The organism is Pseudarthrobacter siccitolerans (genome assembly GCF_001046895.1).
GTDB classification, from domain to species: domain Bacteria; phylum Actinomycetota; class Actinomycetes; order Actinomycetales; family Micrococcaceae; genus Arthrobacter; species Arthrobacter siccitolerans.
Genome location: NZ_CAQI01000046.1, coordinates 223,317 through 238,394 on the forward strand (window position 1 = coordinate 223,317; position 15,078 = coordinate 238,394).

11 protein-coding genes and 1 tRNA gene are annotated in these 15,078 nt (G+C 67.2%); 3 read left to right on the forward strand and 9 right to left on the reverse strand.

Annotation, left to right across the window (positions count from 1 at the left end):
- Positions 1 to 19 precede the first annotated feature (19 nt).
- The 9 genes from ARTSIC4J27_RS14225 to ARTSIC4J27_RS14265 form a co-directional block, all read right to left on the reverse strand.
- A complete protein-coding gene (locus ARTSIC4J27_RS14225; protein ID WP_050055843.1) occupies positions 20 to 616 on the reverse strand; it encodes a 50S ribosomal protein L25/general stress protein Ctc in 597 nt (198 codons plus the stop codon).
- 280 nt (positions 617 to 896) lie between these two features.
- The gene (locus ARTSIC4J27_RS14230) at positions 897 to 1,877 is read right to left on the reverse strand and encodes a ribose-phosphate diphosphokinase (protein WP_050055844.1); all 981 of its coding nucleotides are present in this window, start codon (positions 1,875 to 1,877) and stop codon (positions 897 to 899) included.
- Positions 1,877 to 3,358, reverse strand: a complete 1,482-nt coding sequence (gene glmU, locus ARTSIC4J27_RS14235; RefSeq protein ID WP_050055845.1) for a bifunctional UDP-N-acetylglucosamine diphosphorylase/glucosamine-1-phosphate N-acetyltransferase GlmU — start codon at positions 3,356 to 3,358, stop codon at positions 1,877 to 1,879. The genes ARTSIC4J27_RS14230 and glmU overlap by 1 nt, the downstream gene beginning before the upstream one ends.
- Positions 3,359 to 3,463: 105 nt before the next feature.
- Positions 3,464 to 3,535 (reverse strand) — tRNA-Gln (locus tag ARTSIC4J27_RS14240).
- Positions 3,536 to 3,620: 85 nt separating this feature from the next.
- Complete coding sequence (locus tag ARTSIC4J27_RS14245; RefSeq protein ID WP_050055846.1) at positions 3,621 to 5,450, reverse strand: ABC-F family ATP-binding cassette domain-containing protein; 1,830 nt, start codon at positions 5,448 to 5,450, stop codon at positions 3,621 to 3,623.
- A 35-nt stretch (positions 5,451 to 5,485) separates the two neighbouring features.
- On the reverse strand, positions 5,486 to 6,448 hold the full coding sequence (locus tag ARTSIC4J27_RS14250; protein WP_050055847.1) for a 4-(cytidine 5'-diphospho)-2-C-methyl-D-erythritol kinase: 963 nt from the start codon (positions 6,446 to 6,448) through the stop codon (positions 5,486 to 5,488).
- Entirely contained in the window at positions 6,445 to 7,317 is an 873-nt protein-coding gene (gene rsmA / locus ARTSIC4J27_RS14255; RefSeq protein ID WP_050055848.1) for a 16S rRNA (adenine(1518)-N(6)/adenine(1519)-N(6))-dimethyltransferase RsmA, read from the reverse strand. The genes ARTSIC4J27_RS14250 and rsmA overlap by 4 nt, the downstream gene beginning before the upstream one ends.
- A 122-nt stretch (positions 7,318 to 7,439) precedes the next feature.
- Positions 7,440 to 8,618, reverse strand: coding sequence for a resuscitation-promoting factor (locus ARTSIC4J27_RS14260; protein WP_050055849.1), 1,179 nt, complete (start codon positions 8,616 to 8,618; stop codon positions 7,440 to 7,442).
- 281 nt (positions 8,619 to 8,899) lie between these two features.
- The gene (locus tag ARTSIC4J27_RS14265) at positions 8,900 to 9,805 is read right to left on the reverse strand and encodes a TatD family hydrolase (RefSeq protein ID WP_050055850.1); all 906 of its coding nucleotides are present in this window, start codon (positions 9,803 to 9,805) and stop codon (positions 8,900 to 8,902) included.
- Positions 9,806 to 9,968: 163 nt separating this feature from the next.
- Here ARTSIC4J27_RS14265 and ARTSIC4J27_RS14270 point away from each other — a divergent pair, with 163 nt between their 5' ends.
- Genes ARTSIC4J27_RS14270 through ARTSIC4J27_RS14280 form a run of 3 tightly spaced genes read left to right on the forward strand, consistent with a single transcriptional unit; the run spans position 9,969 to position 15,038 of the window.
- Positions 9,969 to 11,093, forward strand: a complete 1,125-nt coding sequence (locus tag ARTSIC4J27_RS14270) for an AAA family ATPase (protein WP_050055851.1) — start codon at positions 9,969 to 9,971, stop codon at positions 11,091 to 11,093.
- A 10-nt stretch (positions 11,094 to 11,103) separates the two neighbouring features.
- Complete coding sequence (locus tag ARTSIC4J27_RS14275) at positions 11,104 to 12,543, forward strand: DUF58 domain-containing protein (protein WP_050055852.1); 1,440 nt, start codon at positions 11,104 to 11,106, stop codon at positions 12,541 to 12,543.
- Entirely contained in the window at positions 12,540 to 15,038 is a 2,499-nt protein-coding gene (locus ARTSIC4J27_RS14280) for a transglutaminase TgpA family protein (RefSeq protein ID WP_050055853.1), read from the forward strand. Before ARTSIC4J27_RS14275 ends, ARTSIC4J27_RS14280 begins: the two co-directional genes overlap by 4 nt.
- Positions 15,039 to 15,078 lie beyond the last annotated feature (40 nt).

The window sequence follows — 15,078 nt, forward strand, 5'->3', positions numbered from 1 at the left end:
CACTGCAGATCAGCTGAAATTACTCGGCTGCAGCCGCGGAAGCGCCTTCGGCAGATTCCTCGGTGCCTTCCTCGGCGGACTCCGTGGCCTCGGAGATGTTCACAACGAGTGCGTCGGCGTCTGCCAGCAGGACAGCGCCCTTGGGCAGGACCAGGTCGGAAGCGTGGATGTGCTGTCCGGCAGTGCGGCCTTCGATGCTGACCTCGACGGCGGTGGGCAGGTGGGTTGCCTCGGCCTCGAGCGAGATGACGGTCAGTTCCTGGTTGTAGGCATTGCCGGGGGCAACTTCGCCAACAAGGTGGACGGGGATGTCAACGGTAACCTTTTCGCCCTGGCGGACGGTCAGCAGGTCGATGTGCTCGATGATCTGCTTGATCGGGTCGCGCTGGACGTCCTTCACCAGGGCCAGGTGGCCTTCGCCGTTGATGTCCAGGGACAGCAGGGCGTTGGCGGTGCGGACAGCCAGGGTGGTTGCCTTGGCCGGGAGGGTGATGTGGATGGGCTCTGCGCCGTGGCCGTAGATGACTGCGGGGATCTGGTTGTTCATCCGGGCGCGGCGGGCGTAGCCCTTGCCGAATTCGGTGCGTACTTCTGCTGCGAGCTTCTGCTCAGACATGGATATCTCCTTGAAAACTAAACGGTGTTCAGCAAGGGCGGAGGTCTGTTGCGACCTTCAACGCCAGGCGGCCCGGAGGCGGCCCACTTCGAAGGGAGATTCAGACCCAGTCGATAACGGAGACTGCGGTCCGGTGCCCGCACATGCGGTTACCGGCGCTCTCCCTCGCCAAGGTATCGCTGAAGAGTCTACCAGTGCCGGACACGATTCCTGAAAACGGGCCCGGGCCGGTGCCGGTGGTTGAGCAGGGTTTCGACAAGCTCGACCACCGACGGGGCCGTCAGGCTTTGCCGTCGAACAGGCTGGTGACGGAGCCGTCGTCGAACACTTCGCGGACGGCGCGGGCGATCAGCGGCGCGATGGACAGCACCGTCAGCTGCGGGAATCGCTGCGCGGAGGAGAGCGGGAGGGTGTTGGTGACCACTACCTCACGGGCGCCGGACTCCGAAAGCCGCTGGGCGGCGGGCTCGGAGAAGACCGCGTGCGTGGCCGCGATGATGACGTCCTTCGCTCCGGCGTTCTTCAGCACGTTGACCGCGCCGGAAATGGTTCCGCCGGTGTCGATCATGTCGTCGATCAGGACGCAGGTGCGGCCTTCGATCTGGCCCACCACGGTCTTGGAAACGGCCTGGTTGGGGACGGTCAGGTCCCGGCTCTTGTGCACGAACGCCAGCGGGGCGCCGCCCAGGCGCTCAGCCCACTGCTCGGCCACGCGGACGCGGCCCGTGTCCGGCGAAACCACGGTGATGTTCTCGGCATCCACGCGGGTGCGGATGTAGTCGGCCAGCAGCGGAATGGCCATCAGGTGGTCCACGGGGCCGTCGAAGAAGCCCTGGATCTGGGAGGTGTGCAGGTCCACGCTCATGATGCGGTCCGCACCGGCGGTCTTGTACAGGTCCGCGACCAGGCGGGCCGAGATGGGCTCGCGGCCGCGGCCCTTTTTGTCCTGCCGGGCGTACGGGTAGAAGGGGGAAACAACGGTGATGCGCTTGGCGGAGGCCCGCTTCAGCGAGTCGATCATGATCAGCTGTTCCATCAGCCAGTTGTTCAGCGGGGCCGGGTGCGCCTGGATAACGAAGGCGTCGGTTCCGCGGACGCTTTCACCGGCGCGCACGTAGATCTCGCCGTTGGCGAAGTCGTAGGCGTCCACCGGCAGCAGCTCAGTGCCCAGCTCCTTGGCGATCTCCCGGGCCAGCTCGGGGTGGGCACGGCCGGTGGCCAGCACCAGCTTCTTTTCGCCGCGCGCCGTAATTTCGCTCATTATTGCTTGCCCTCTTCTGTAGATGCCGGGGTACTTGAGGAATTTGTGGTGGCTGCCTGGGCCAGTTCGGCGGAGCGGGTTCCGGGCCGGTTGGCCGGGACCCAGCCCTCGGTGTTGCGCTGCGCCGCAACCGTCAGGGCGAGCGCGCCCGCCGGAACGTCCTTGCGGATCACCGCGCCGGCGCCGCTGTAGGCGCCGTCCCCCACGGTGACCGGGGCAACAAAGACTGTATTGGAGCCGGTCCTGACGCCTGAGCCGATGACCGTGCGGTGCTTCTTCTCGCCGTCGTAATTGGCAGTGATGTTTCCGCAGCCGATGTTGGTGTCCTCGCCGATCTCGGCGTCGCCGGCGTAGCCGAGGTGGGACAGCTTGGAACCACGGCCGATGGTGACGTTCTTGGTCTCGTAGAACGCGCCGATTTTGCCGCTTTCGCCCAGGACCGTTCCGGGACGCAGGTACGTAAAGGGACCGACGGCGGCGTCCGGGCCGATGACCGCGCCGGAACCGTGGGTGCGGACCACCTTTGCTCCCTCACCCACCGTGACGTCGGTCAGGGTGGTGTCCGGACCCACGACGGCGTCCCTGGCGACGTTCGTGGTGCCGTGCAGCTGGGTGTTGGGCAGGAGCCGGACGTCTTCGTCCAGGGTCACGGTGGAATCGATCCAGGTGGTGGACGGGTCCACCACGGTGACGCCGGCACGCATCCAGCCTTCCACCACGCGGCGGTTCAGTTCGGCGCCGAGGGCGGCGAGCTGGACGCGGTCGTTCGCGCCTTCCACCTGCCAGCGGTCCGCCGTGACTACGGCGGCCACGCGGCCGCCGGCCTCCCGGGCCAGGGCCAGGACATCGGTGAGGTACTTTTCACCCTGCGAGTTGTCCGTGGTGACGTGGGCCAGCGCGTCGCGGAGGACGGCGGCGTCGAAGGCGTAGATCCCGGAGTTGACTTCGCGGATAAGGCGCTCGGCGTCGGAGGCGTCCTTGTGTTCGCGGATGCCGGTGACGGTGCCGTCTTCGCCGCGCAGGATCCGGCCGTAGCCGGTGGCGTCGTCCAGGACCGCGGTGAGGACGGTGACGGCGTTGGCGTCGCGTTCATGGGTGGCGACGAGCTCGGCCAGCAGGGCGCCGGAGAGAAGCGGCACATCGCCGTAGGTCACCACCACGGTTCCGGTGAGGCTCTGCCCGGCGTCGAGGGCCTGCAGGGCCACCTCCACCGCACGGCCGGTGCCGGGGATCTCGTCCTGGTCCACAATGACGGCGGCCGGATCGGCGTCCGCGAGGTGGCGTGCCACCAGGTCGCGTTCATGGCGGACCACCACGGCAAGCTGGCGAGGGTTGATGCTGCGGGCGGCCAGGAGGGCGTGGCCCACCATGGACCGGCCGCCGATCTCATGCAGGATCTTGGGGGTACGCGATTTCATCCGGGTACCGGCGCCTGCCGCCAGAACGATGACTGCGGCCGGACCGGTGTTCTCGGGGATCACGTACGGGCTCTCCTTGCTTGGTTACGCTGGCGCTTGCGGGTGCCCGCCGGCCTCCAGCCGGCGGGGGCACCGATGGTCATGCTACTGAAGCTCCTGGCACAGCAGTTCCGCCCATAGGATTCGAACCTATACTCCACGGCTCCAAAGGCCGGGGTGCTGCCGTTACACCAGAGCGGACCGTGCCGAGGGGCCTAAGCCCCGGGCACAAGTCCCTATTTTGCCACGGGTTCGGGGCGCTGCGCGACACGGCACCCCTGGCGGCCTATTCGCCCAGGACCTCGGAGGCTTCCAGCCATTCGAGTTCGAGGGCGTCCTTTTCGTCGGCGAGGTCCTTGAGCTGCCTGTTTTGTTCGGCCAGGGCGTCGAAATCGGACTGCTCCGTGCTCTTCACCATCTGGTCGTGGAGCTTCTTTTCCTGCTGTTCCAGCTTGTTGAGCTGGCGCTCGATTCGGTTCAGTGCTTTCCGGGCGTCGCGTTTTTGTGCTTCGGAAGGCCCTGCGGGGGCTGCGGCGGCCGTTCCGGAGCCTCCGCCGGTGACGGGGTTGCCGCCGCCGGTGATGGTTGATCCGGCCAGGGTGGCTTCCCTGAGCTCCAGGTACTGGTCCACGCCGCGGGGCAGGGCGCGGATCTTGCCGTCGCCGAGCAGGGCCATCTGGTGGTCGGTGACCCGCTCCAGCAGGTAGCGGTCGTGGCTCACCACAACAAGTGTTCCCGGCCAGCCGTCCAGGACGTCCTCCACGGCGGCCAAGGTGTCGGTGTCGAGGTCGTTGGTGGGCTCATCAAGCATCAGCACGTTCGGCTCCCCTACCAGCAGCCGCAGCAGCTGGAGGCGGCGCCGCTCACCGCCGGAGAGGTCCTTGACCGGGGTCCACTGCTTCTCGTTGGTGAAGCCCAGCTGCTCCACGAGCTGGCCCGCGGAAAACTCCTTGCCGCCCACGTTGAAGGATCGCTTCTCCCGCTCGATCACCTCGATCACGCGCAGGTCCGAGACGTCGTCGAGCTCTTTGACCTCCTGGGTCAGCACCGCGGTGACCACGGTCTTGCCGCGCTTGAGTTTGCCGGACGTCGGCTCGATCTGGCCGTTGAGCAGTTTCAGCAGTGTGGTCTTGCCTGCACCATTGACACCCACCAGCCCCAGCCGCTCGCCCGGAGCGAGGCGGAGGGTGATGTTGTCAAAGAGTTTTTGCCCTTCGCTGCCGCCGAGGAAGTCCAGCGAGACGTTCTCCAGGTCCAGCACGTCCTTGCCGAGGCGGGCGGTGGCCATCTTGCTCAGTGCGGTGGAGTCCCTGGGCTCAGGGACATCGGCGATGAGGGCGTTCGCCGCTTCAATCCGGAACTTCGGCTTGGCAGTCCGCGCCGGGGCACCACGGCGCAGCCATGCGAGTTCCTTCTTGACCAGCTGCTGGCGCTTGCTTTCCATAACCGAGGCCGCGCGGTCCCGCTCGGCGCGGGCCAGCACGTAGGCCGCGTAACCGCCTTCGAAGGGGTCCACGACGCCGTCATGGACTTCCCAGGTCTTGTTGCAGACCTCGTCCAGGAACCAGCGGTCGTGGGTGACCACCAGGAAAGCCCCCTGGTTCGCCCGCCACCGCGTCTTCAGGTGCCGGGACAGCCAGGCAACGCCTTCCACGTCCAGGTGGTTGGTGGGCTCGTCCAGCATGATGACGTCATGGTCCTCAATCAGGAGCTTGGCCAGTGCCACGCGGCGCTTCTGCCCGCCGGACAGGGCGTGGACGTTGGCGTGCCAGTCGACATCCGAGACCAGCCCGCCCATGATCTCGCGGATCTGCGGGTTCCGTGCCCATTCGTAATCCGCCTGGTCACCCACGATAGCGGCACCCACCGTCAGGTCGCCGTCGAGCACGTCGCTTTGGTCCAGGTACCCCACGTTGACATCGCCGCGCTTGGTGACCCTGCCGGAGTCGGGGGTGGACCGCAGCGCCAGCAGGCGCATCAGGGTGGACTTGCCGTCGCCGTTCCGTCCCACCATGCCAATGCGGTCGCCCTCCTCAAGCCCGAGGGTGATGCCGTCCAGGACGGTGCGGGTTGCGTAAGCGACGGTGAGGTTCTCGCCGCCAAGAAGGTGTGCCAAAGGGAACTGCTTTCTGCTGCCGGGAACTGTACGTCTTAGAGATGGGTGTCAGAGATGATGCGCGCCCCGGGAACGGGGCCATGCACGGCGAGGGCCGTCAGGCCGTAGCGCCGCAGGTTTTCCGCCAGGCCCTCGGCGGCGACGGGATCATCGGCCAGCAGCGCCACGGTGGGGCCCGAGCCTGAGACGATGCCCGCAACGGCACCGTGCGCTTCGCCGATTCCCAGCGTATCGCGCAATGAGGGGGCCAGTTCGATGGCGGCCCGCTGGAGGTCGTTCACCAGGACCCGGCTCAGCGCTTCCGCGTCCCCGCTGCGGAGGGCGGTGAGGACCTGCGGATCCACGCCGGTGGGTTCGGCCCCGTCGATGCCTTCCGCCGCCCGCAGCCGGTCCAAGGTCCGGTACACCTCCGGCGTGGGAAGTCCGTAGTCCGCCGTGACCAGGACCCAGTCCGTCTGCGCCTTGGCCAGGGCGGGGGAAAGTTCGTCGCCCACCCCAAGGCCCACGGCGGTTCCGCCCAGCAGGGAGAAGGGGACGTCGGCGCCGAGCTCACCGGCCAGGTGGGCGAGTTCCTCGCGGGAGAGGCCGCTGTTCCAGAGTGCGTCGCAGGCCAGGAGCGTCGCGGCCGCGTCCGCTGAGCCGCCGCCCATGCCGCCTGCCACCGGCACGCGTTTGGTGATCTCCAGATGGACTCCTGTTGTGCGCTCGGAGACGTCGGCCATAATGGCCGCCGCCTTGTACGCCAGGTTGTTCTGGTCCAGGGGGATGTGGACGGCGTCCAGGTCAAGTGTGCTGTCCGGGCTGAGGCTGACGGTGATCCCCGGCGTTTCGGTGCTGGTGGCCGTGACCTCCTCGTACAGGGACACGGCGAGGTAGACGCTGGCCACCGAATGGTAGCCGTCCGGCCGGAGCGGACCGACGTCCAGGGAGACATTGACCTTTCCGGGCGCCTTGGCCCGGACCGTCCTGGCGGCGAAACGTCCCGGGAGGGCGTTCACGGGCGGGCCTCGCGTGCTTCGGCGATCCTCGCAAAGTCTGCAATGTCGATCACTTCACCACGGGCGGTGGGATCGACGCCGGCAGCAACGAGGCAGCGCTCCGCCTCCGGGGCGCTGCCGGCCCAGCCGGCAAGGGCTGCGCGGAGGGTCTTGCGGCGCTGCGCGAAGGCGGCGTCCACCACGGCGAAGACCTGCTCGCGGGTGGCGGTGGTGGCGGGCGGCTCATGCCGGGTGAAGGACACCAGCCCGGAGTGGATCTTGGGTGCGGGCCAGAAGACGTTCATGCCGATGACGCCGGCTTTGCGCATGTGGCTGTACCAGGCGGCTTTCACGGACGGAACGCCGTAGATCTTGGACCCCGGCACGGCTGCCAGCCGGTCAGCTACTTCGTCCTGGACCATTACCAGGCCGTGTTGAAGGCTGGGGAAATGCTGCAGGAGGTGCAGCACCACGGGCACGGCCACGTTGTACGGCAGGTTGGCCACCAGCGCGGTGGGCTGGACTGGAAGTCCGGTAACCTTCATCGCGTCCGCCTGGACCAGATGGAAGCTTCCGACGGCGGCCGGGCGCCATTCCTTGACGGTTTCCGGGAGCTTCGCTGCCAGTACGGGGTCGATCTCCACGGCCACCACTGCGGCGGCCGCGTCCAGCAGGCCCAGCGTCAGCGACCCGAGGCCGGGACCGACTTCCAGCACGGTCTCCTCCGGTCCAACACCGGCAGCGGCCACGATCCTGCGGATGGTGTTGCCGTCGATCACAAAGTTCTGGCCCAGGGTCTTGGTGGGGCGGATACCGATCTCTTCCGCCAGCCGGCGTATGTCGGAGGCACCAAACAGAGGTGCGGGCGCGGCGGGGATGGGTTCAGTCACCTAGGTATCCTATCCCGCATGCCGCTGCCGCCCCGCCCGGCCAATGCGCGGTTAAAGGCCGCGGCCGGGCCCGGAAGATCCGGGCCCGGCCGTCAATCGATGTGGTTCAGTTGTGCCTTGCGTCAGCTGCTGGCAGCCCATCCGCAACCCCAGGGCTGCAGGCCGCGCTGTGCGTAGACGCGGTTGGCGATGTCGATCTGCTGGGCCTTGGAGGCGAGGCTGGCGTTCGGGGCGTACGCGCCGCCGCCTGATCCGATCCAGGTCTGGATGTCGAACTGGAGGCCGCCGTAGTAGCCGTTACCGGTGTTGATGGACCAGTTTCCGCCTGATTCGCACTGGGCGATCTTGTCCCACATGGCCTCGTTCATCATGGCCGGGGCGGCGGCACCGGTGTTGGCACCGGCAGTGGGGGCGGCGGGCGCGGGGGCGGCCTGGGCCACCGGCTTGGGCTTGGTGCCCACCGTGATCTTCTCGGTCACGGGCTGTGCAGTGACGGACTCGGTGACCAGGGTGCGGGACGCTTCGCGGCCGTCCACCAGGACCAGCTTGAAGGTTTTCTCCAGCTTGCCGGCGGATCCGGCCTGGGTGACTTCTTTTTCACCTTTCAAAAGCTCGGCGCTTTCGACGGTTTCGGTCTTGAAGGGGACGTCCTCGGTGGTCACGGCGGTCTGGCCGGTGTCCACACGGGAAACCTTGATCACCATGTTGTTGACCACGTGGGCGTTGGCCGGCTGGGATGACCGGTCATTGGCTCCGAGGGTCAGGCCGGCGTCTTCCAGGACGTTGCCCACGGTAGCGGCGGTGGTGGTGGCGGTCTGGACCTTGCCGTCGGCGACGATGCTCACGGACTTGGGGGTGGAGATCGAAACGAAGGAGCCTGCCACTGCGAGCTGGGCGTCCTTGGGGACCGAGACGGACGAGGCGCTTGCGACACCGAGTTCGGTGACGAGTCCTTCAACGTCCTGGGCGGTGGTGTTCACCGTTTTTTCGGCGCCGTCAAGGCTGACTTTGACTTCCTTGGCCTGGTTGACGTTGATGACCGTGCCGTTCTGGACGGTGGAGTCGATGGCCGGGGAAACCCGGTCCGCCGGCTTCAGCTCGAGGTTGGCGCTTTTGACCACCTGCCCCACTGTGCCACCGAAGGTTTGGACGGAAGTTACCTTGCCATCAACATTGAGCGTGATGGTTTTGTTATTGCCCACGAAGGCTACGAGCCCGACCACCAGCGCACACAGCACCAGGAGCTGGGTTCCAACCTTGAAAAAGCTGAACTTGCCGTCCGTTGTGAAGAACTTGACCACGATTGCCCGTAACTTTAGCTCCGTCCGGGCACGGGGAGAGCGCAATAAAATGCCCGGGCACCGCCTCAAAGAGGAGTAGTCCGGGCACCGTTGCGCCGCCACACCCTGCGCAGCGGACAGGCCGGGAGAAGCCCGGCAGATCCTGCTGCAGAAAGGGTGAATTTACCCGGTGGCCTTCCCCGACCCCGGCTAATAGTTTTCCACTGTAACCGTAGCGTTATAAAGCCGCCAAGAAATTTGCATACCAGGTATTCTGTTCGCCTGGTCCCGGTGACGTGTTCTTAATCCCATTTTCCGTAAGCGCGCACGGTATTTTCGCTGATTCCGGCACACATCCCGGCAAGGTCCCGGTTTGTCAATTCCGCCATGGCGCGGACGGTGTAGGGAACCATGTAGCTGGCGTTGGGCTTCCCCCGGTGGGGATGCGGAGTCAGGAACGGGGCGTCCGTTTCCACCAGGAGGAGCCCGGGGTCGGCGGCCGCGAGCGCGGCCCGCAGGTTCGCCGCGTTCTTGAATGTCAGGGTCCCGGCAAAAGACATATACCAGCCTTCCCGGTTGCAGGTGGCAGCCAGTTCCTCATCGCCGGAAAAACAATGGAAGACCACCCGTTCCGGGGCTCCTTCCTCCTTGAGGACCTGCACCACGTCGCTGTGGGCTTCGCGGTCATGAATCTGCAGGGTCAGGTCCAGCCGCTTGGCGATGTCGATATGGCGGCGGAAGGAATGGCGCTGGTGGGCCAGGCCCTCTCCCTCGGTGCGGAAGAAATCGAGGCCGGTTTCGCCGATGGCGCGGATCCGGGGATGCGCGGCCAGTTGCTCGATTTCCGCCAGTGCCTCTTCCAATTGGCCCCGTGCGGCGTAGCGGGGAGCATCGTTGGGGTGGAGCGCCACGGCCCCCAGCAACCGCTCATCGAGGTCCACCGCCTGGACCGTGAACCGGGATGATTCCAGGTCGCAGCCCACCTGCACGGCACCCTGGACACCTACCGCCGCAGCGGCGTCAAGTGCTTCCTTGATCCCCACCGGCGCCTGTCCGTCGGGAAAGTCGAGGTGCGTGTGGTTGTCCATGACGGGCACCGGCAAGGGCTCGGGAGCGGGGGGGAAATCCCGCTGCCGGGAACTTCCGGAATCCGGCGCACTTGCGGCGCCGGGAGCACGGTACGCGGCGGGGATCAGCGGATTACACATCCATCAAGCCTAAACCGACAGTGGGGCCCCATATTTGTTGGAACTCTCTGTCTGCTGCGGCAGTTGTGTTAGTAGTCTGGTACGAACACATGCGGACGCCCACCGACGGGCGAAGGCAGGGCCAGCTGTCCCGCCCAGGAGTACCCGGGCTGAAAGGTTGCCGATGGAATCCCACCGACGCACTGCCAACGATGTGAGCGCTGCGAATCGCAATCTGGCGGGAGTCGCAGAGCCGGTCAGCCACCTGAACGGCCACCGGACCGCTGCCATGGATGCCCCGTCGTTCCACGATGCAAGCCAGCGGATCCTGACCACTGTTAACACGGTGATTGACGGCAAATCGGACGCCGCAAAGCTCGCATTGACGGTACTGCTCGCCCAGGGCCACCTGCTGCTGGAGGACGTGCCGGGCGTGGGCAAGACGCTCCTGGCAAAAACGCTGGCGCGGACCATCGACTGCACTGTCAACCGGATCCAGTTCACCCCGGACCTGCTTCCTTCCGACGTAACGGGCGTGTCCATCTACAACCAGTCCTCCAGGCTCTTTGAGTTCCGGCCCGGGGCGGTCTTCGCGAATATTGTGATTGGCGACGAGATCAACCGGGCGTCAGCGAAGACGCAGTCGGCGCTGCTCGAGTGCATGGAGGAGCACCAGGTGACGGTGGACGGCAATTCCTACCGGCTGGACGAGCCGTTCATGGTGGTGGCGACGCAGAATCCCATCGAGATGGAGGGAACGTATCCCCTGCCCGAGGCCCAGCGGGACCGCTTTATGGCGCGGATCTCCATGGGCTACCCGGACAAGGAGGCAGAGATCGAGATGCTCGAGACCCACCAGTCGGCGTCCCCGCTGGCCAAAGTGTCGCCGGTGGTGAGCACAGCTGACGTGGCTGCCATGATCGCCACCGTCCAGCAGGTCTACGTCTCGCAGGCGGTCAAGGAATATACCGTGTCCGTGGGCCGGGCCACCCGGGAAAGCCCCCTTCTCCGCCTCGGCGCCAGCCCCCGCTCCATGCTGCAGCTGCTGCGCGCCGCAAAGGCGACGGCGGCACTGGACGGCCGCGATTTCGTCCTGCCGGACGACGTTGTGGATGTTGCCGAAGCTGTCCTGGCGCACCGGATCATCCTGGACCGGAAGGCGGCGGGCGCCGGGGAAACGGCACACAGCGTCCTGCGCGGCATCCTGTCCCGGCTGCCCGTGGCGCAGAAGCAGGCGGATACCGGGGCCAGGGCTTCCAAGCCTGCCGGCCGGAGCGCCCCCGTGGCAGGCTTGAGCAGGAACCACTAGGCGGACTTCCATGGCGCTGCTGGACCGACTGCCCCGACACCTCTTCACCCAGCGCGGGTGGGGAATGCTGGCCGCAGGGGCAGCAGCACTTGCCGCGGCGCAGGTCATGGGCCGCAGGGACCTGTTGAGCCTGGCCGTGCTCCTCTTTGTCCTCCCGCTGGTTTCCCTTGCCGGGATCCGGCTGGTGAAACCCCGCTTCCAGGTTTACCGCGAATTCAATCCCTCCCCGGTGGAAACGTCCGCGCCCACCACGGTCAGGCTTGCGGTGGCACGGACCGGAGCAGCAACCGGCCGCGCCACCATGGAGGAACGCCTGCCGCCAAGGTTTGGCGAGTCGCCCGCCTTCCGGTTCCCCTCGCGCTCTGCCAGCGGCGGCACCAGCAGGTACGAGTACCGCCTGCGCTCCGCCCAGCGCGGCCAGTTCCTGATCGGACCAGTGACGGCGGAGTTCACCGACCCGTTCGGCCTGTCGCTGCACAGGCAGGCCATTGACGACGGCGACACACTCACCGTGACGCCGGCCGCCGTCGTCCTTCCGCTGACGGGACTGGCGGGCGCCCGGGGCAACGATGGCGTCACGGCCACGCGGATCCGGGCCAACCCCAGCGATGATGATGTGATGACGCGCGAATACCGCCATGGGGACCCGATGCGCCGCGTCCACTGGGCGGCCACCGCACGCCATGGCGAGCTGATGGTGCGGCAGGAAGAATCCGTCACCACGCCGGAGGCCACCATCATCCTGGATCACCGGTTCGGTGCGTTCTCCGGCGGCTCCGGCGCCGCCCCGTCTGGTAACGCGGCCCAGGACGGCCACACGATGGTCAGCAGCGAAACCTTCGAGTGGGCCGTGGTGGCCGCCATGTCCATCAGCGCCCACCTTTCCGAACGCAACTACGCCCTGCGTCTTCTGGATGCACGCGGGGAACCGGCTTTCCTGCGTTCGCCGTCGGCTCCCGAACCGGAGCTGGAAGAGTACAGCGGAGCGTCCGGGCTTCAGTCCATCGCCGAGAGCCTCGCGGCCATCCAGCTCACGGGTTCCCACCACCACCAGCGCGGCGACGCCGCGCGCAAAGACTTTTTCGGCGCCAGGGAATCCCATGGCCAGGAGGCAGGACCACCGCCTTTTGATGACAACCTCATGGACAAGCTCTCCGCCCACCGCATGCGGGGACCGGTCATTGCCGTCCTGGGCAGGATCTCCGCACTGGAGGCCCTGTCCCTTGCCCCCGCCGCAGGCTACGGCACCAACGCCTTTGCCATCCTGGTGGCGGAGCGGCCGGCGGAGTTCGAGGATGCCCTGGAGAAGCTCCGGCAGGGAGGCTGGCGGGCGGCGGCGGTGGCGCCGGGCGTCTCCGTGGCTGCCGCCTGGAACCAGTTCGACCAGGACCTTGACGTACCGGAACCACCGGCTGCGGAGGTCCGGCGCGGAGCGGGGGTGGCCCGATGACCATTGCACCGGCCCGGAAACCTGGAACGGGCCAGCAGCAGCCGTCGGCGGCGGGAACCCTGGCAGGACGCGCCCGCGTAGGCGCCTACCCGTGGGTGATGGCTGCGGCCATTTCCCTGGCGGTGGCAGGGGCTGCCCTGTCGCTGAATGGAGTATTGCGGGGCTGGGCCTGGTACTGGCCCGTTTTCACCACAGTTCTGGTCGTCAGCCTCACCCTCGCCGTATTGCGTGCGGTCCGGGCGCAGCCGCTGCTGGTGACTGCCGGCGGTTTCCTGTCCCTCGGCGCCATCCTGACCCTGACGTTCTTCCGGAGCACCAGTTTCGCGGGCGTTATCCCCACCGCAGGCAGCCTGGCGGAACTTGACCGGCTGATCCGCCGCGCCAGCGAAACCGTGCTCTCCGAAACCGCTCCCGTGGCGCCCAACGTGGGCATCGTGATGGTGATCTGCGCCGTTCTGGGCCTGGCGGTGATCCTGGTGGACGCGCTGGCCGTCCCGCTCGGGATGCCTGCCGCCACCGGAGTGGGCCTGCTGGCCATCCTGGTGGTGCCGGCCATGATCAAACCCCAAAGCGTGGGCTTTTGGGGATTCGCTGCCACCGTTGCCGGCTACCTGATGATCCTGGCCTGCAGCCAGTGGTACGTCCCGGATGCGCGGACACCGGCGGATTCGGCGCGCAACCCCGGCCAGGGGCGGAGGGCGGTCCTTACCGGGGCTGTGGCGGTGGCCGCCACCCTGGTGCTGCCGCTGGCCATCCCCGGATTCGACCAGGGCACCTTCCCGCAGGGTTCCCGTATCAACCCCTGGGGCACGTCCACTGGCCTGAACCCGATGATCACGCTGGGCAACAGCCTGCGCACCCCTGCCGGCAGCGGCCGCATCAGCTATGCCACCAACTCCCCCGCCCCGGTGTACCTGCGCTCTGTCACCGTGGACAATTTCGACGGCGACTCCTGGGGCCCCGATGACCGCAACGCCTCCCGGCGCCCACTGGGCAACCAGATCGACCCCGGCTACACGGTGTCCGACGAGCAGCAGCTGGTCACAGCCATAGACACGGGAACCTTTACCAGCCCCTACCTTCCGGTTCCGTACGCCCCCGAATCCGTGCGGGGCCTTCAGGGTCGGTGGACCTGGGATCCTGCCACTTTGAGCATCAAGGGGACTGACACCACCTCACGCCGGCAGGAGTACCTGGTCACGTCCACGGTTCCGAAGCTGACGGGCGGACTGCTGGCCACGTCTTCAGCGCCTGTGCAGGGCATCGCGGACGACTTCACCAGGATTCCGGGCAACGTGCCGGAGATCGTCCGGACCACGGCCGACACCGTGGCCGGTTCCGGCGCCTCTCCGTATGACAAGGCGATGGCCATCCAGAAGTACCTGCGGTCCGCCCAATTCACCTACTCGCTCCAATCTCCCGTGCAGGGCGGTTACGACGGAAACGGGCTCTCGGTCCTTGCCGACTTCCTGGAACAGAAGAGCGGGTACTGCATCCACTACGCGTCGGCCATGGCCGTGATGGCAAGGCTCGAAGGGATCCCCAGCCGGATCGCCGTGGGATATGCGCCGGGCAGGCTGACCGGCGCCACGGTGTCCGTGGCCGGCCAGGGCGCCCTGCCCGAATATGAAGTGGATGCCCGCGACGCCCACGCCTGGCCGGAGCTCTACTTCCAGGGCCTTGGCTGGGTCCCCTTCGAACCAACGCCTTCCCGCGGCGTGGTGCCGGACTATGCCACCGAAAGTTCCACCGCCTCAGCCCCCGGCTCGATCGAAAACAACGACGACCTTATCCCGGACGCCACCCCGGCACCGGCCCCCGCGCCGAGCGCCGCCCCGTTGCCCGGTCCGGGCGCCGGCGGAACCGCTGACACCGGATCCCAGCTCCTGCCCTGGCTCTTGGGTACGGGAGCGCTCCTGGGTGCCGCGCTGCTCGCCGCCTCCCCCCGCCTGGTCCGGGCAGCGATCCGGGCACGGCGGCTCAGGGCCGCTGATCCGGCCGCTGCGGTGCCGCTGGCATGGAGCGAAATGGTTGACCTGGGGACGGACTATGGCCTGCCGCCCGAGCCGAGTGAAACGCCGCGGACCTACTCGGCCCGGCTCCGGGGCTCCGCGTTGCTGGGAGAACCGGGCGGAATGGACGAGGCCGCCCACCAGGCCGCGGCCGGGCTGACCTCGGACTTCGAACGCCAAAAATACGGTCCGCCCCTGGTGGAAGGTGTGCCGGAAGCGGATCCGGAGGAAATTGAAAGGGAGGCGTCCCGGGCCAGCCAGGTGGCCGGTGCACGCGTCGCCGCCCTCGAAACAGCCTTGCGGGGCAACGCGGGCACCCTTCGCCGCCTCCGCGCCGTCTGGCTGCCGCCGTCGGTTGTTGCCCGGCTGGGACGCCTGCTTGGCACACCCTTCAGGATCGCCATCGGTGCTGCCGGAGCAGCAGGCAAAAGCGCGAAAGCCGCCGCGCGCACCTGGTCAACACGCTGGTCCGGACACTCCTAAGGCAGGAGTTTCCGGTCCAGGCATTGCTGTTCCAGGGCAG